Annotated in this window: 14 protein-coding genes; 10 read left to right on the top strand and 4 right to left on the bottom strand. The window is 46.8% G+C overall.

What is annotated here, in order from left to right; genetic code table 11:
- The first annotated feature begins 182 nt into the window (after positions 1–182).
- From KO501_RS13555 to minE, 9 genes are all read left to right on the top strand, one after another.
- The gene (locus KO501_RS13555; protein WP_216030204.1) at positions 183–752 is read left to right on the top strand and encodes a hypothetical protein; all 570 of its coding nucleotides are present in this window, start codon (positions 183–185) and stop codon (positions 750–752) included.
- Entirely contained in the window at positions 745–2,970 is a 2,226-nt protein-coding gene (gene bcsA / locus KO501_RS13550) for a UDP-forming cellulose synthase catalytic subunit (protein WP_216030203.1), read from the top strand. Before KO501_RS13555 ends, bcsA begins: the two co-directional genes overlap by 8 nt.
- Positions 2,967–5,243: a cellulose biosynthesis cyclic di-GMP-binding regulatory protein BcsB gene (locus KO501_RS13545; RefSeq protein ID WP_216030202.1), complete on the top strand. Its 2,277-nt coding sequence runs from the start codon at positions 2,967–2,969 to the stop codon at positions 5,241–5,243. The genes bcsA and KO501_RS13545 overlap by 4 nt, the downstream gene beginning before the upstream one ends.
- Entirely contained in the window at positions 5,237–6,295 is a 1,059-nt protein-coding gene (locus KO501_RS13540) for a glycosyl hydrolase family 8 (RefSeq protein ID WP_216030201.1), read from the top strand. Before KO501_RS13545 ends, KO501_RS13540 begins: the two co-directional genes overlap by 7 nt.
- Positions 6,292–8,712 (top strand): cellulose synthase subunit BcsC-related outer membrane protein, encoded by a 2,421-nt coding sequence (locus KO501_RS13535; protein ID WP_252728419.1) that lies wholly within the window; start codon positions 6,292–6,294, stop codon positions 8,710–8,712. Before KO501_RS13540 ends, KO501_RS13535 begins: the two co-directional genes overlap by 4 nt.
- A gap of 346 nt (positions 8,713–9,058) precedes the next feature.
- Positions 9,059–10,456, top strand: coding sequence for a zincin-like metallopeptidase domain-containing protein (locus KO501_RS13530; protein WP_216030200.1), 1,398 nt, complete (start codon positions 9,059–9,061; stop codon positions 10,454–10,456).
- A gap of 192 nt (positions 10,457–10,648) precedes the next feature.
- A complete protein-coding gene (minC, locus tag KO501_RS13525; protein ID WP_216030199.1) occupies positions 10,649–11,398 on the top strand; it encodes a septum site-determining protein MinC in 750 nt (249 codons plus the stop codon).
- Positions 11,399–11,428: 30 nt separating this feature from the next.
- The gene (gene minD / locus KO501_RS13520; RefSeq protein ID WP_216030198.1) at positions 11,429–12,238 is read left to right on the top strand and encodes a septum site-determining protein MinD; all 810 of its coding nucleotides are present in this window, start codon (positions 11,429–11,431) and stop codon (positions 12,236–12,238) included.
- Positions 12,238–12,492 (top strand): cell division topological specificity factor MinE, encoded by a 255-nt coding sequence (gene minE / locus KO501_RS13515; protein ID WP_216030197.1) that lies wholly within the window; start codon positions 12,238–12,240, stop codon positions 12,490–12,492. Before minD ends, minE begins: the two co-directional genes overlap by 1 nt.
- Here the strand turns inward: minE and KO501_RS13510 are convergent.
- The 3 genes from KO501_RS13510 to KO501_RS13500 form a co-directional block, all read right to left on the bottom strand.
- Positions 12,489–13,097 (bottom strand): ACP phosphodiesterase, encoded by a 609-nt coding sequence (locus KO501_RS13510; RefSeq protein ID WP_216030196.1) that lies wholly within the window; start codon positions 13,095–13,097, stop codon positions 12,489–12,491. The two genes, minE and KO501_RS13510, sit on opposite strands and share 4 nt — an antisense overlap.
- A 64-nt stretch (positions 13,098–13,161) precedes the next feature.
- The gene (locus KO501_RS13505; RefSeq protein WP_216030627.1) at positions 13,162–14,682 is read right to left on the bottom strand and encodes a carboxypeptidase; all 1,521 of its coding nucleotides are present in this window, start codon (positions 14,680–14,682) and stop codon (positions 13,162–13,164) included.
- A 64-nt stretch (positions 14,683–14,746) separates the two neighbouring features.
- Positions 14,747–16,042 carry a M20/M25/M40 family metallo-hydrolase gene (locus KO501_RS13500; RefSeq protein WP_216030195.1) on the bottom strand — a complete coding sequence of 432 codons (1,296 nt, stop codon included), beginning with the start codon at positions 16,040–16,042 and terminating at the stop codon, positions 14,747–14,749.
- Positions 16,043–16,353: 311 nt separating this feature from the next.
- Between KO501_RS13500 and upp the strand changes: the two genes are divergently transcribed.
- On the top strand, positions 16,354–16,983 hold the full coding sequence (gene upp, locus KO501_RS13495) for a uracil phosphoribosyltransferase (RefSeq protein ID WP_216030194.1): 630 nt from the start codon (positions 16,354–16,356) through the stop codon (positions 16,981–16,983).
- A gap of 50 nt (positions 16,984–17,033) precedes the next feature.
- Here the strand turns inward: upp and KO501_RS13490 are convergent, their stop codons facing one another.
- Positions 17,034–17,894: a LysR family transcriptional regulator gene (locus KO501_RS13490; protein ID WP_216030193.1), complete on the bottom strand. Its 861-nt coding sequence runs from the start codon at positions 17,892–17,894 to the stop codon at positions 17,034–17,036.
- Positions 17,895–17,933: the final 39 nt, after the last annotated feature.

The following is a 17,933-nucleotide window of genomic DNA, read 5'->3' as shown; positions in this document are numbered from 1 at the left end:
TGTTGTGAACTCCTCTGTAGGCCTTGGGAATACTAAGTGGTAGGACGTGTTGTTGTAGGCCCGTTCTGGTAAGCCTCAATTGGATGGGTATAAATAGCTCTAGTAAGGTATGGAATCGTCAATACTCTCTTTTTTAGGGTGGCAGTAAAATTAACTCGTCATCAAGTTAGAGAGAATTTGCGGTGAAATTAGTAGACAACACATCACAACATGAACATACCGTTATTAGCCTAGAGGCAGATAACAGTGCGAACGATAAGCTGGCGGTAAACGACTTTACCTGTCCACAATCTCAAGGTTTGCCAGAAAGCAAAGCCCTTTTTGAGCATGAGCACAAGCCTCATCTTTTCGTTGAACATACCCCTTTAGAGACCGAGCAACTGTGGAAAAAGCGCCTCGGTATTTTATTGGCAGCAGAAAAAAACTTTGCGAAAGTTATGCGTTTACGTAAATCCACATCTATAGTTTTGGTACTGAGTGTGGGAATGAGTTTGTTTTCTCTTTACGTTGAACCCACCCTCTCTCCGGTTCTCTTTTTCGGACTGTTGGCACTGGCTGCTGTCTCTCTTGTGGTTTACCCCGCAAGCATCGTTGCCACAAGAAGTTCTCAGAAGCATCGGAATGATATTTCGCGGATGTTCTATCAGAGTAATCATGAAGTGGACATCGCTGGGGGCAGAATGACCCTAATTAACCGAGCAAATAACGCCAACGTAACGCAAATTAATATATGGAATGACGAGTTTGGATGAATCACAAGCTGCTAGATCCCACTATACGACGCTGCACTTAGTTGTCCTTTTTGTTGCAGCGTTTTGCCTTGGATTTCTTCTTCTTGCCCCTGTTGATGCACTCGCCCAGTTAGTTTCCTCATTTATTGTGTTGGTGGTGATTTCTTTGTGTACAAAAGAAGCCCGACATACCCAGCAATACCAATATTTCTTTAGAACCATCGCATTGGTTCTGGCCATCGCCCTGACTACTCGATATCTGTTATGGCGAGGTATTTACACCCTGTCTTATTCCGATGTGCTTTCCTTTATTGTGGTTTGGTTGCTCTTTGGCGCGGAAATATACGCCGGGGTGACTTCCGTACTAGGAGCGATTGTCAATGCGTACCCCTTAACGCGGCCCCTGCAAACGTTGAAAGGATGTGATCCGACAATTATACCCAGCGTGGATGTGATGATCCCCACGTACAATGAAGATGCTGAGATTTTGGAAGTGACCATTCGCGCGGCGAAAATGCTCGATTACCCCGAAGACAAACTTCATATTCATTTACTGGATGATGGCGGTACCGACGAAAAAATTAATGCTAAAGATCCTGTGAAAGCCTTGGCGGCAAAGGAGCGGCGACGGGAAATGCAGGCCTTGTGCACACGCCTGAACATTATCTACCACACCCGTGAAAAAAACGAATATGCCAAAGCCGGTAACGTCAACAGTGCCATTCAAAATACCCATGGTGATCTGGTCGCTATTTTGGATGCCGACCATGTACCTACCACAGATTTTCTTGATAGAACCGTGCCATGGATGCTCAAGAATAAAAAAGTTTTCCTAGTACAAACGCCCCATTTTATGGCCAACCCTGACCCAGTGGAACGCAACTATTTTACGGCCTTTTCCCGTATGCCATCGGAAAATGACATGTTCTACGGCACCATTCAAAAAGGGTTGGATTACTGGGGAAGCTCGTTTTTCTGTGGCTCGGCTGCTTTATTACGGCGTGAACATTTGGATCTGGTGGGCGGGATTTCCGGAGAGTCCATTACCGAAGATGCGGAGACTGCGTTAGATCTGCATAAGATGGGATACGAATCTGTGTATGTAGATCGCCCCATGGTCAGTGGCTTAGCGCCGGAAACCTTCGACGCGTTTATACAACAACGGATGCGCTGGGCGCAGGGTATGACCCAAATACTGTTACTGAAAAAGCCTTATAAAACCCAAGGGTTAAAATGGTATCAGCGGGTGGGCTACATGAGCTCTATCATGTTCTGGTTGTTCCCCTTTGCCAGGGTGATTTTCATTCTCATGCCGTTAGCCTATCTGGTATTTGGGTTGCAAGTTTATCAGGCCTCTTTATTGGAAGTGTTGGCCTTTACCATTCCTCATGTGGTCGGGGCTTATATGGTCTCTACCATGCTATTTGGACGCACGCGATGGCCGCTGGTGTCCGAGCTATATGAACTCTTGCAGTGTGTATTTCTATTAAATGCCCTTGTCAAAGTATTGATGAAACCCCGCGCACCGTCTTTTGTGGTCACCCCTAAAGGCGAAAGTTTGGATAAAACCTTTGTGTCCCCGCTTTCCAGTGTTTTTTACTGGCTCATGGGGTTGCTTATCATTGCCTTGTTTGCCGGCGTCTACAAGCTCATTGCCGACCCTCTATTGTGGGAGTTAACCGTGGTCGTGATGTTGTGGAATAGCTTTAACCTGCTACTTTTATTATCAGTTATGAGTGTTTTGATAGAACGTAAGCAAGTTCGAAAGCAAGCCCGCTTACCGGCCACCAACAGCGTAACCATTGAAATGGAGAATGAGCAAGCCTGGGTGGGTAACCTGATGGACTTATCCCTTGGCGGGGCCATGTTGCATCTAAAAGGTGAGGGCTCAAAGGTATCAAAAAGAGCCGTGGTAAGAGGATGGTCACACGCCCTCGATAAATATGTGAACCTGCCGGCAGAAGTGCTGCACTTTAACCGGAAAAAACATACGTTGCGAGTCCGTTTTGTGGCTGAAACCGAACAACAACAAAATGAATTAATTGCTTTTGTTCTCTGCGATAGTCGGCGGTGGTTGTCTTTTCAACGCAGACGGACACGTGAAGTTTCTTATTGGTTTGGCGCCAAGCACGTCCTTGGTGTCGGGCTTAAACCCGTTTATTTACACATGCTTGTATTCATGGGCAATCTCGTTCGAAAAACTGGCTTAATGGCATCGCCGGGAAAGGATAATCAATGAAAAAAAATTGGCTTGTATTTTTGGCGTCACTGATAGTGTCGTTTACGGCCCACGGGCAAAATCATGTTTACAAACTGTCTGATTTTATCGCAGGGGATAGTATGGTCCGTTTACACGGTGCGGCGGCATCGATGGATATTGCCATTCCATTATCATCGGTGGCTGAGGTGCAGGAGGCAAGGTTACAGTTAGATATAACCAGTTCTCGAGCCTTACTTGAAAATCGTTCACAAATGTTCGTCCGCTTTAACAATGCCACCATTGGCCAGATAGCCTTCGATCCTCAGCGTCCCTCCCTGACGTCTGAAATAACCATTCCCAAAGCGCTGTGGAGAACAGGCTTTAACAACCTGAGTTTGTCAGTCAGTCAGCATTATGCCAATCAATGTGAGGACGGTGGTGCGCCAGAATTATGGAGTGAAGTGAATCTCTATAATTCAACCCTGACCGTGGCGAATACGGTGAATGACAATGCCTTTACCTTAAATGAACTCAGTGGCTTTTTTAATCCAGGGATTGGTGGTCAACGGCAGGTGCAACTGTACACCGCAAGTGAACTGAAGCCATTGTTAATCGATCAGACCTTACCGCTGATTGCCCAAGCCCTTGCGTTAAGAAACCAATATCAACCTTTAAAGGTGCAACATAGGGTGTTCGCCGATAAGCCTGTTTTGCCAAATCAAGAGGATGATACAGATTGGGATTGGACTGAACAAAGAAACCGTCGTTATCAGCAAACAGCATGGTATCTCGATGAGCCCTCTGATGATGTTGTACACGTATTGGTGGGGACAGCGCAGGCGTTAACAGCGGTACTCACCGACGATGAAATTGCGCAAATTGATGGTGCCTATTTGAAAACCCAACGAACGCCGGCGTTTATTATGGGTGATCGGGTTGTGGTGCCGCCAAGTTACCGATTAATCGTCAGTGGTACCACCGACGAACAAGTGCAAGAAGCGGCGCAAACTTTGGCAGTGATGGATGACGCTATCAACCTTAGCGATAACCTGAAAACACTGTCCCAGCGCGCCTTAACGGCAACGCACCTGCAACGTAATCGCGTACTTGTACCCGACAATCACTACACTTTTGAAGATTTTGGGATCACAAACGCAAACTTTCGTCGCAACGGCAGCTTTAACAAACAGGTATCCTTTCGCCTACCTGCTGATTTTTATGTGATAGAAAATGCCAGTGTAGACTTGTTATTGGACTTTGGATATGGTGCTGGCGTTGGGCCTGGGTCGGTTATGAATGTCACCGTGAATGGCGAGTTTGTGCACGGGCTGGCGTTAGATAATTCAAACGGCCAGGTGTTTCGCAACTACAAACTACGGGTGCCAGCGCGTACCTTTAAGGGCGGTACTAACGTCATTGATTTTGATATCACCCTTAATGCGCCGTTAGCCGGCGTCCCTTGTAGTATTGTACCGAGTTCCCATTTAGCATTTCAGTTAAACAATTCCTCGGCCTTAGTGCTGCCCGATGCAGGCAGTGTGTCGGTACAACCAGATCTTTCCCTGTTCGCTGAAACCGCGTATCCCTTTGCCCGCTTTACTGCGGCGTCACGCACCACGGTGGCTGTGCCGTCCCATGGTTTTTTCGACAGTGCATTAACCCTTATTGGAAAACTGGCGCAGGTAGCGCAAACGCCGTTACTGAATTTACATATTTCGGTGGGGACTCGGGTTAGTGAAGAGGGTTCAACCATCGTATTGGGCACGCCAGAAACATTAACAGAATTAGAGCAATCTCAGTTTAGTACTGCTATCGACGCGACTCAGCGATGGCCATACCGATTGCAAAACACCCTACACAATCAAATTCGTTCGCTGACCAATGATCAATCATTTAAGGCAATGGAAGTTGACGGCGATACCGTACAAAAAAGTGATTTGGGTAATCAGGGGATTTTACTTGCCCAGCAACACCCATTGGCATCACAAGCGGACACCTTATTTATTCTTGCTGCCCAAACACCGACGATTTTACAAGACAGAGTCAATGATCTGATCAGTTTATCGCTATGGGGGCAGTTAGCCGGCGATTTCTTTGCATGGAAAGATAACCAAGAGCCGACTTTGGCCATGCAAGTAACCCGAAAATACGAGGTGGGCGAAACCGAAGACAGTTGGTTATATTTACGTTTATGGTTGTCCAATCACCCTTGGTATTGGTTGTTAGGATTTATTGTCAGCGTACTCGGGGTTAGCGTCTTGCTTTACCTCCTATTAAAGCGTCGTAATAAAGAAATAGAGAAGTCATGGTAAATACCCTGTTGAAATGGCTGACACTGGTATCGGCAATGGTATTGAGTTCCTGTGCCAAACCCGATAACAGTGCATTTGTGGAGGCATTTGTGGCATACAAGGCGCTCTTTGTTAATGGCGGGCGCGTCATTGATGACGGCAATGAGGGGGTTTCTCATAGCGAAGGGCAGGGCTACGGGATGCTATTTGCCGTGGCCGCCAATGATAAAGCCACCTTTGATGCACTCTGGCTATGGACTAAATCGACGCTGCAAAAAGAGGATGGGCTTTTTAGCTGGCGATATCGACCTTGTCCTAGCAAAGATAGGGCCTGTATTGACGATACCAATAACGCGTCTGATGGTGAACTACTGATTAGTTGGGCGTTGCTTCGTGCTGCAGACAAGTGGCAGGATAATGCCTATAAAGCCGAGGCAAAGCACATTATTCATGGGGTGGAACAACACCTGTTAGTATCTGCAGATGGCTATACGCTATTGTTACCGGGTCAGTATGGTTTTGATGACTCCGATGCTGCCCCCCCCCGTACAAACGTGCAGCTTAATCTTTCATACTGGGTATTTCCCGCCATATTAGCCATTAAAAAGCACACTGAGCATGCCCCCCGTTGGCAAGCCTTATTTGATAGTGGCATTGCCCTTATTAAAGAAGCTCAGTTTAGCGTTTACCAATTACCCCCTGATTGGTTACGTTTCGAGCACGGACTGGTTACGCTGGATAATGTGGTGTCCGCTGATTATGGTTTTAATGCGGTACGTATTCCTCTTCACCTAGCGTGGGCTGGTAAGGCGCTAGAGGCACCTGAGCAGGCGCAATTATTGGCGCCATTTTATGCCTGGTGGCGACAAGAATTTGTACCTGCCACGTTGGATCTAACAACACAGCAAGGGGCGGAGTATGAGATGAGCGCAGGCATGAGCGCGGTGGCAGAGGCTGTGTTAAGCCTAACCCAGGAACACGCGCCCCAATGGCCAGAAGTGAACAGAACCATGGATTATTATTCGGCAAGTTTGACTTTGCTTTCCATGTTGGCAGTGGCAGATAGTCAATGATGAAGACAAGGGCAAAAAAATACCCGTTTAGCGCCCTTGTGATGGCATTGACCTTGGTCACGGCCACTGCGTTCGGGCAAACAAAAACCACCTATAAAGAACAAAATGTCGGCCTTACTCCCTTAGAAGAAGGGCAGCCGGATACCACCGGGTTGTGGTATCACATCAATCAAAAGCAGACAGCGTTAGCAAATCGCGAATTTCAGCGTTTGCAAGAGGCCTATCCTCATTGGCAAATACCAGACGATGTAAAAACGGAAATTGCCAGGATCAATGGGCGCTTACCCAAGGCCATTGCTGTGCAACCCGAGTCTGCCGCAGGGGATGAAACACCCTTGGATAATCAGGCAAAGGATGAGCAAACTCCTCCCTCTTTGAGCGCGCCATTAGAAGGGTTTGCCCAGCTTAGTGAACAACAAAGAGCAAATCTAAAGGATGAGGCTTTTGCGCAACTTATACGGTTAACAAATAGATTACAGCGGGCCGATTTCCACTTGTTGATGGGGTGGACGGCACTCGCGCGAAATGCATGGGAGACTGCCGAACAACAATTTACCCAAGCTAGGGCGGTGAGCAAAACAAACGCCGAACAACAATCGGCAGCGCAAGGACTCGATACCCTAGCAAGTAGAAAAACCCAGCAGGCCATCGATAATCACAACCTCACTTTATTAAAAGAATGGTTAACCGGGGCGCAGGCAGCGGTGGTATCACAAGTAATAGAGGGCGAGGCATGGCAACAGTACGAAGCCCAACAGTATTCCTATGCGTTTGAGTTATTCTTGCTTATTGAGGATGTGGAAGGACAGTACTTAACGTTGTGGTCTGATGGTCAGCGTCAACAGGCACTGGATTTAGCTTGTCAGACTGAGACGACAACCTTTGTACAACGTTGCGCCGACGGGTTAGCGCAGCAACAAGTCGATTTTTACAATCGCCGTGACTATCAAAATAGTATTGGCGCTGCCCAGCAATTGCAGACAATCCGCCCCCTTAAACTTGAAGAGCAAACCCTGTTAGGGTGGGCGGCAGCAAAGGATGGACAAGCCTCTCTGGCCACTTCCGCCTTTACCGAGGTATTAGACGCGACGCCTAATGATCAAGTGATTGGAAATGAACTGATCACCTTGAATAAAAACAATGACGTTGTGCTTGCACAGCTGTCTGATCGTTTTGCGGTGGTGAATCGTTTGCGTCAGGTCAGTGAGGGTCAAGCCTCATGGGGTCAAAAGCAATTTTTATTCGCTTATCTTAACGGAGATGAACGGGCTACCCAGGCCCACAGTCGCGATAGTTTCAGTGTTACCTATGGATTAACGACCCGCTCTCGTAGTGGAGAGGAAGGCTTAGGTAACTTTGATGTGCTTACCCAATCCTTGGGTATTAGTGATGTTTACCAAAACTGGCAATGGCGGCTAGGGGTGGATGTGGTGCAGTTTTATGCCGGCGAAGTACAACAAAACGCATGGTTCGCCGACGGTCAGTTGTCCGCCCCCTTTAACGGCATTACGGGCTTTGAAGATCAACGCATTCGTGGTGAACTGGTTTATCAAGCCAAGGGCATGAACTTTTACGCCAATCTCAATTACGGCATGTTAGATCAGCCCGTTAACGCCAAGTTGACCGGCCAGGTGTCTGCGACCTGGTTTTTACCTAGGGTGACACTGGCCACCTCCGTCTTTAGAAAAGAAAAACAAGACAGCATGCTTAGCCAAACAGGCACCTATGATGCTAATCACGAAAGCCCATGGGGGTATGTTATTGAAGATGGGATCCGGCTTTTGGCCGCCTATGGCATAACCACGAATCTATCTTTGGCAGGCACCTTACAGTTAAGTCAATTATCCGGCGAGTTGGTGAAGGATAATGAGGCCATTTCGTTGCGCACAGATCTAAGCTACAACATAGCCAGTGTAGTGTCTTCGAAGTTAGATTATTGGCGGCTGGGGCCTTATACCAGTTATACCGAATACCGTCATAACCTAAGTGGTTTTACCTATGGTAATGGTGGTTATTTTAGTCCTGATTACTTGATCAGTACCGGTATCTACACAGAACTGCTAACGGCCGAGACCCGCCATTGGCAAATCAAACTAAAAGGGACATTAGGTGTTTCTCATTTAGCGGAGCAAGATGATCCCCGCTTTCCCCTTTATACCGATGAAACCCCCGACAATGACAATGCCTCCTTAGGGTATAACCGTTCTACGGGGGTTAGTGGTAATCTCATGGTAGAAGGGCAATATCGACTCACTGACAACTGGATAGTAGCCGGTTACATGGGAAAAGCCTTTGCGGTGGAATATCAAGCCTTTGAAGCCGGCCTGCAAATTAGATGGCGCGGCGGAAAGGGTAAAGGCGTGCTTAGTGATGAATTGCTGTTATCTTCACCTAGACACAGTGGTTTTGCACTGTAACTTCATGGCATTGACAGGGGCCTAAATAGACATGCTCCTGGCTTTTTACGTAAAGCCTTTCACGAGGTTTGTCAGTTTAGCGAAAAACAGCGGGATTTTTGTTATTGATATGGCAAGACATCGTGAAGAATTACGCTGCTATCTTACTGATTATTAATATATTAAATATAAAGTGCTAGATTTGATTTTTCTGGTACTTATACACAGAGACATCTGATTATCATTTTCCATATCGAACAGGGTTAATCTGTTCGCTACACTCCTTTCTATATCAGGACCCGGCTGTCACCCGTCACCAGGTCAATACAGCACGTTCGGGCCTGAATCGATAGAGAAGGATGTAAATATGTTAACCCTTTCCCAATTTCGCGAGAGTTACCCGTTGCAATTGGAGTGTTCCTTAGCAACGGGCTTTAGCCCACAAACGCTGCTACGTTTGTCAGCGAAATTCAGTGGTGGTGATCCTTTTAGTGGTTTTCTAGCAAAAACTGCCAATAGCCCTCGACCTATTCATTTTCTCGGCCAAGATAGAAGTTTGGATGCGAGCGTATCGAATTTGTGTGAAATTAGTAAACAAATTGCGGATATTGAGGATTGGCTAGGTTTATCCTATCAAGCTATTTTGGAGAAAATTGCCGGCGCCTACAATGAAACCCAAATCAGTAAGATATTTGATCTTCAAGTTCCTAGCCGGTGGGAAGCGGTTTCAAAAAAAGAACTATATACATTATTAAAAGAGCTGCATTTTTGGATCTTATACATTAACGATTTGGATATTGTCAGAAAAGACATTTGCTCGGCAAAAAGCCTGTATTACTTCTTGCGACGACAACCCGTGGCCGGGTGTCAAACCTTGGCAGATATTATCGTTTTGCATCATGAGAGCTGGGATTTGGATGAAGCCATTTATCCAACGTTGCTTGAGCACTTGTTATTGAAAGATAGCGACTGTATTTTACGCTGGGTTGAACAGCCCGAAGCGGTAGCCCAATTTAATGTGCGTTCTAAGGTGCCGTACCAGTCGATGTGGTCTTGGTTGATGCTGTCTATGGCGTCCCGGACCTATGGTTATACGAGCAACCTGTGGGCTACCCGTACCCAGTGGAAAAAAGAGGGCTATAAACTGCAAAAAGATGCGTTGCCAGCGCCTGTCTTTCATTACTACTCGATGCCTTCTGCTGAATTGTCTCTAGGTGACGGTGACGAGGGTATGGTGCAGTCAGGTCGTCGTATTCAGTTGGTTTATAACGCCAGCTGTCTAACCAATTATAATGCTATGCCCTACGAAGAAAGCTTCGTTGCCCCCCTTTCGTTGTTACGAGACAGATTAAAGGCCATGAAGGTGGATATTCGCGAAGGGCAGGTGGCGAGTTGGCATGACGAACATGACTATATTGAAATGCCGCCAGAGACCGGATTGTATGCCAAGCACGTCACAGCCGCTTATTACGCCACACTGTTGCCGCAATTAATACGTTGGGCGGGCCATCCAACGCGAATGAATGTGGGGGGACACCTTACTGATCCGGTTCAATTTGATGCTTATACCACTTTAGTCAGTGAGGTAGCCAGTGCCAATTTAGCGGTGAGATTTGGTCTCGACAGAAAACCTTGTCAAACCAGTGTGCAACGCATTGGCAATTGGTTGGATGAATTGATGCCGCAGGCACGCTTTAAGATTGTTGCTAAGGCCTCTGAATGTGCCAATCGTGTTTGTCAGTATCTGTTTCCTGAAGAACGCTAAGCCGTAAAAGGCCGCCATTTTATCGGGAAAGGGCGGCAATGGCGTCATTTTTGGATAAAAAATAAACACTCATGAGGCTGTCAGTCGCCTTTCGGTTGCCCAGATCCTGGATTTTGGTAGAGTTGAGACCTCGTTCCTTATTGCGTCGCAAAAGGGAAGCGGGATACTCACCATAACTTCAGGATATGCTACATGACAGAATCGTGCTTTCGTATGAAAGGCACCACACTTACCAGCATAGTGTTGGAAGTCATTCAGTTTGAACCCGATGAATTTGAAACTCAGTTGGCTGCCAAAGTTGCCAGCGCGCCACATTTTTTCACCCGCTCATCGCTCATTATTCATCTTGGTATTGCTTTGTCGGCCACCGAGTTTGAATTACTCGTGGTATTGTGTCGCCGCCAGGGGCTTCAACCCATGGCTGTAAAAGGGATCACCGATGCACTCAAAGGGGTGATCAACGATTTAGGTATGGCTGATATTAGCCAAAGTAAATTAAGTGATAAAGCACTTACGCCAAAGTCAGAAAAACCATCTGAGACCTCAGAATCTTCTAACCGTGACGACAACGTCACGGCTGCCCCCATAAATAAAGCAACTTCAGAGCCCGTCAAACCCGCCAAGATGGTTTCTCGTCCCGTGCGGTCAGGACAGCAGGTTTATGCAGAAGGGTGCGATTTGGTTATAATCGGTGCGGTAAGTGAAGGTGCCGAGATATTGTCTGATGGTAACATCCATGTTTATGGTACCTTACGAGGGCGGGCATTAGCCGGCGTAAAAGGGAATACCGCAGCCCGCATTTTTTGTCATACGATGGAAGCGGAATTGGTCTCCATTGCCGGACGATTTGTGATGCAGGAAAACATACAACAACAGTGCTGGAAGCAACCGGCACAGGCTTATTTACATGAGGATGCGTTGGTCGTTGAAAAGCTTCATTGATCAAGGCGCCACACGTTTGGGGATTAAAAAATGGCGAAAATTATAGTAGTAACATCTGGCAAAGGTGGGGTGGGTAAGACCACATCCAGCGCTGCCATTGCAACCGGGCTGGCGTTAGCTGGACACAAAACCGTGGTGATTGATTTTGATGTGGGCTTGCGTAACCTTGATTTGATCATGGGTTGTGAGCGTCGGGTTGTGTATGACTTTGTGAATGTGATCAATAAAGAGGCAACCTTAAACCAAGCGCTAATTAAAGATAAGCGTACCGATAACCTGTTTATTCTTCCGGCTTCTCAAACTCGTGACAAAGACGCGTTGACCATGGAAGGGGTACAACAGGTTCTGAACGATTTAGCCGAAGATTTTGAATTTATTATTTGTGATTCACCGGCGGGAATTGAACAGGGCGCGCAAATGGCCTTGTATTTTGCTGATGAAGCCATTGTTGTCACTAACCCTGAAGTGTCGTCAGTACGAGATTCCGATCGTATTTTAGGTATTTTACAAAGCAAATCCATGCGTGCTGAACAGGGTAAATCAGTAAAAGAACACCTACTGTTAACACGTTATAACCCGCAGCGAGTAGAAACGGCTGAAATGCTCAGTGTTGCCGATGTGGAAGAAATTCTAGCGGTACCATTGCTAGGCGTTATCCCCGAATCGGAAGCGGTACTTAAAGCATCGAATCAGGGCTCGCCGGTTATTCTTGATGACGCATCTAATGCCGGCCAAGCCTATGCCGATGCGGTGAAACGTCTGTTAGGTGAAACCATTGAACACCGTTTTCTTGATGTACAGAAAAAAGGATTCTTCAAGCGATTGCTAGGGGGTAAGTAATGGGAATATTCGATTATCTGCTGAAGAAAGGGAAGCCAAATACCGCGGCCGTTGCCAAAGAACGGTTGCAGATCATCGTTGCCCATGAGCGCAGAAAACGGTCTCAGCCTGACTATCTTCCTATGATGCAACAGGAGATCCTTCAGGTGATACGTAAATATGTAGAAATTGCCGAAGATGATGTGTCAGTGCAACTGGAAAACAGCGATGACTGCAGTGTGCTAGAGCTGAATATTACCTTGCCGGAAAATTAGGTTAATGGTGAGTGAGATAAAGGGTCTTCTAGACCCTTTTCTTTTATGTGTTGTTGCAACTGGCAAAAGAAAGCAGGGAAATCGTGATTTAACTGGTTGTACAGCGGCATGACATCTTCAATACTATTGGCAAACTGGTTTTCAAACCTAACCCGCGCAGCGGTACGGTGGATCACCTTATCCACCCCCTCGATGGTGCGATAAACGTCTAACCAACCTTCATTTATCATACTTGTCACCACCCGCTGCATAGCAGGAGGCATCATGGCGAGCCGTTTTTCCAACATGCGATAGCGTGAAAGGCAGAACGCTTCCAGTGAGAGATGAGAAAAATCCGACCAATGGTTGATAAGAAAGTGATCAAACAAAATATCCAGCGTGACGCCAGCAAACCGACGACGTTGGGGACTGAACTGTTGTCTCGCCCAGCGTGTAAGAGGGTGACTGTCAGTAAATTTGTCAACGAGCAGATGAGTTTGTAACCCAGCTTGCACGGTGCTAGGTAACTGTTGATGACACACCCCTTTTTGAAAGTCGCCAAGCAAATTACCGAAACAGGAGTCAGCGGTAGGTTGGGCTATAAACAAATGGGCCAGATAATTCATAACATCGTTAAGGGCGTCAATACATCGAAGAATTGGCGGGCATGGTGCTACCCGCCAGCTTCTGTTAACGCTCGTATTTCGCCGGTGTAGTTGATGACGGTAGCGCACCGCTGATAAAGGTACGGATGTCGTCATTCGCTGTTTTGAGGTCTTCGTGACGTAAATACATCATATGGCCACTTCTATACCCTTTAAATGCAAATCTCTGTTTCATTTTTCCGCTTGGATCGAGCTGGTGCATGGTGTATTTAGCGTCAAAATAATTGGTTGCACCATCGTAGTATCCAGATTGGATCATGACATGTAAATAGGGGTTAGAAGCCATTGCGTGACGTAAATCATCCCCGGTGTGATTGTTGGTTCTGTCCCAAGGGTGCACCGAACCAAACATATTATATTTAATGTCGGTGGTGAATTTGAGGTCGCTTTTAATATAGTCATTAATGGCTGGGGTGAAAGCATGCAGCCAAGCATTTAGCTCGGCATTATAGTCAGGTCTGTCACCGCTTTCTTTTTTGTCTAACCCTAAATATCGACTGTCCAAACGCCCGATGGTTTTACCTTCATCGCGAAGCAGCGCTTTCCAAAAATACCGTGGGCTAACATCTAAGTTATTTTGCAAAATTTCGGTTTCTGATAAACCGGAATAAGCCGCAAACTGTTTAACAACGGCTTGCTTTTCGCTATCGGTCAACCATGCACCTTTGGCTAATGCCGGCAGTAAGGTATTCACCGCAAACCCTTCTACTTCTGGTAACACCTCTTCAAGTGGCTTACTTTGGTATTGCGCTGATAATTTATTGTGATACCAGGCGGCTGCGGCAAAGTAGGGCAATCTATTGGCGGCGTCTACTGGGCCATCGCGACTAATGCCCAAATCAGTGGGAGAAACTAGGATCACTCCGTTCAAATACATCCATTGTTGTTCTTGTAGCGCGGCCGCTAACCCAGAAACCCGTGCGGTACCATAGCTTTCGCCGATCAAAAACTTCGGTGAACGCCAGCGATTCTGCCGGCTTACAAAAGTATTGAGCCATTCGGCGAGATATTCGATGTCGGCATTAACCCCAAAGAACATGCTTTTTTGCTTTTCCTTGCTAGGCATGTTCCCTTCAGCGTCGGGCAGCACACGGCTATATCCGGTGTTCACTGGGTTTACGTACACAATATCAGCCACATCTAATACTGAATATGGGTTATCTTTTACGCCATAGGGTTGCAGAGGATAGCCTTCATCATCGATATTCAAAACTTTAGGGCCAGTGTAGGCAATATGCATCCATACCGATGCCGAACCTGGTCCGCCGTTAAAGCTAATGAGTAAAGGGCGAGACGGATCAGCTTTGACATCGGTTCGCTGGTAATAGGTATACTGAAGCGTGGCCACTGGCTGACCTGTTTTATCCCATACCGGTTGCATACCTATTGTGGCCGTATAGTTTATCCGCTCGCCGTTGATGGTGGATTTATGTTTGGTGGTCACTGCAGTTTCCACCGGCACAGAACGGGCGTAGGTGTTGCTTTCACTCTCTTGGGCCTGTAGTGGCGCGGAAAGTAAAGCGGTAAAAAGTACACCGATACACATTAGCGGGGCCGCGTTAACGGGTGATAATTTCATGACTATTCCTCTGTCCAGTAGGGTTTTATTATTAATCTTGACGCTTTAAACGATAAAGCAAAACAGCCGCTCGTTTTGATTGGGCTGGCAGCGCGTTGAGTATACCCGTTTCTTTTACCGTATGGGCGCCAGCACCACTCATGCCCAGGCCATCAATGGCCATATCGACGTATTGAGAGGTAAAGGAAACATCTGCCGCCCCAGCGTTTAGCGGGTTCACGGCTCCTACAGCGCCCTGACCAAGATCTTCACTAACCGTGCTGTAGATACCAAGTAATGCTTTATTTCCCGCCGTGGGGGCAAGTGCTGGATAACCTTCGCCAAATTCAATATGGCTTTGGGTTTGAGGTAAAGAGTCAGCAACAATCTTTGACATCTTTTGTTTTACGCGGGTCAGCTGCTTTTCAGAAATCGCGCGGATATCTCCGGTAACAATGGTGGTTTCCGCGACCACGTTGTTTTTACCGAAGGTGGTACCACTATTGCTTTTTTTGTCGTGGGTTACGTCAGTACCTCCCATAATTCTTCCCGGGTTGTAGGTAAGTAATTCCTCACTTCTTAATTCGCTGTAGAAGGTGGTTAAGATTCGAGATGCCTCATAAATCGACCCTGCACCTACGCTATCTTTGAAGATCTGTGATGAATGAGATGGCACCCCTTTTACCGTGAGCGTCCAGTCGACCGAGCCTCGACGTGATACATTGGCCGTGGCTGGGTTGCCATCGCCATTTTCAAAGCCAAGGGCGATATCAGCCCATTTTGCGCCGTCAGTAAGGGCTTTCTTTGAAAGCGCCAGCGGGCGTCCACTGAGCTCTTCATCGCCGGTCATAACCACCATGATGTTCATGTCTTTTAGTTCGCCGGTGGCATCAAGGGCCCGTAACGCCTGCAATATAATGACATCGCCCCCTTTCATATCGGCAATGCCTGGGCCTTTCGCTACGGTATCGCTTATTTTTTCAAACGTTTGAAACGGGCTTTCAGGTTCAAAAACCGTATCTAAATGGCCGATGAGCAGTAACTTAGGGCCAGTTCCACCGTGGAGTTCGGCAACCAAATGACCTGCTCGGTTGAAGGCCGAGCCTTCTTCAAAGCGGGCATCAAAGCCTAAAGCTTTAAATTCGGGGATGAGGGTATTGGCAACTTTTTCCACACCGGCAAAATTCATCGTACCGCTGTTAATATTGACCAGATCTTCTAACAGTGTCAGCGCTTTAGGGTTTGATTGATTAATATAATCAACCATGGCTTGTTCTTTTTCCGTCAGGGCGGCGAAGGCTTGATGGGTGAGCAAAGATAATCCGAGTAGTAGTGCGCTTTTTTTCATTGTAGTGTGCTCTTATTAGGGAAACGTTAAGCATAAACTATCTAGCGACGTAGATAAAAAGCAAAGTATTCGCGATAGACGTCAGAAACTGTCCGGCCAGTGTGTTAAATCACAGGTTTAACAGCGCTGGGCCAATTGGGGTAAAAACGGTTTTGAGGCACCTCATAATGCGCAGACTATGGCTAAAATTCCTGATAGTCGTCGCGCATGACTTGCATTTTTTGAGCTATGATTGCAATGTGCGCCTTCATAAACGGTGATGTTTATATCATTAGCACGACTGATATTTGACACGTACACAGGAGAATCTGGTGTCTGTTCACGAAATAAAGCACCCCCTTATTCAACATAAAATTGGTTTGATGCGTGAAGCCAATATTTCCAGTAAAGATTTTCGCGAGCTTGCCAGTGAGATAGGCAATTTACTGACCTATGAGGCGACGCGGGAATTACCCACAGAGACAGCTAAAATTGAAGGCTGGACCGGCGAAGCGCTAAATGTAGAGCAAATCAAGGGTAAGAAAATTACCATCGTGCCTATTCTTCGCGCGGGCTTAGGGATGTTAGACGGGGTTCTACAACTTATTCCTAATGCAAAAATCAGCGTTGTAGGGTTATACCGTGATGAAACCACCCTGCAGCCTGTGGCCTATTTCGATAAGGTGGTAAAAGATATTGATGAGCGTACGGCGCTTATTGTTGACCCCATGCTGGCCACTGGCGGTACGCTCATTGCAACTATTGATCTGCTAAAACAAAAAGGGTGTACCCGCATTATGGGTTTGTTTCTTGTGGCCGCACCAGAAGGCATTGAAGCGGTAACCACGGCCCACCCTGATGTGGCTATTTTTACCGCGTCTGTCGACGATAAACTGGATGAAAATGGCTATATTCTTCCTGGACTAGGGGATGCAGGCGATAAAATTTTCGGCACCCGCTAACAGATAACAAAAGAATACTTGCCGTACTTGTGATTCACAAGGCGGCCCATTTAGGCATGTGATGCTAATTCTGTTGCAATGGTTTTTGCCAGTAAATCGATGGCTTCAGAATGCACTTTCTGCGGGTTAATCAAACAGACACCAATGCGACCAAGGGAAGGCAATCCTGGCGATGGGGAAAGAATGGAAAGGCCACTAGGTACCGTGCTTTTTGCCAGCACCGTGATCCCTAACCCTTCGTTGATTGCAGTTTGAATGCCGTTTAGATCACCGATGGTGTACACCACCTGCCATTGCTTTTTCACTTTTGCTAATAAGTTTGTCGCCCGTTTGCGATAAATACACGGTGATGGCGCCGCAATTAAAGGAAGCTTGTCGGGAATGTTGTTGACGAAGCGTTGTCCCCCCACCCAAACCAATTCATCGGTAACAATATAGCCGTCTTGATCTGGTTCGGGCTCTTCTTGTAACGATAAAATCAAATCAAACTGATTTTTTAGTGGTTCGCATAATAAATCTTTGCTCAATGCACAATGCACCTCCATGGAGATTTCAGGGTAGGACTGGGTAAATCGACGGATAATTTTTGGCATCAAGGTGGTGGAAAACTCACTGGGGATCCCCAATTTAATATTGCCACTTATTTGAGGGCGGCCAAATTCCGCCATGGCTTGATCATTAAGCATGAGAATTTTGGTACCGTACTCTAGTAGTTTACTGCCCGCTAGGGTAAGCATTAACCGATTACCCTCCCGGGTAAATAATTTTTCGCCCACGGTTTCTTCGAGTTTCTTGATTTGCAGACTAATCGCCGGTTGAGTACGTTTTAAACGCTCTGCACACACCGTGTAACTGCCCGTTTGTGCAATGGTAACAAACGATCGCAGAAAATCGACGGATAGGTTTTTCATGTTTTTTCTCCAAAGCGTTAGGGTTTTCGCTATTTCATA

The sequence above is a fragment of the Alteromonas sp. C1M14 genome (assembly GCF_018860965.1).
In the GTDB taxonomy this organism is placed as follows: Bacteria; Pseudomonadota; Gammaproteobacteria; order Enterobacterales; family Alteromonadaceae; genus Alteromonas.
This window is presented reverse-complemented; position numbering and strand designations above follow the sequence as displayed.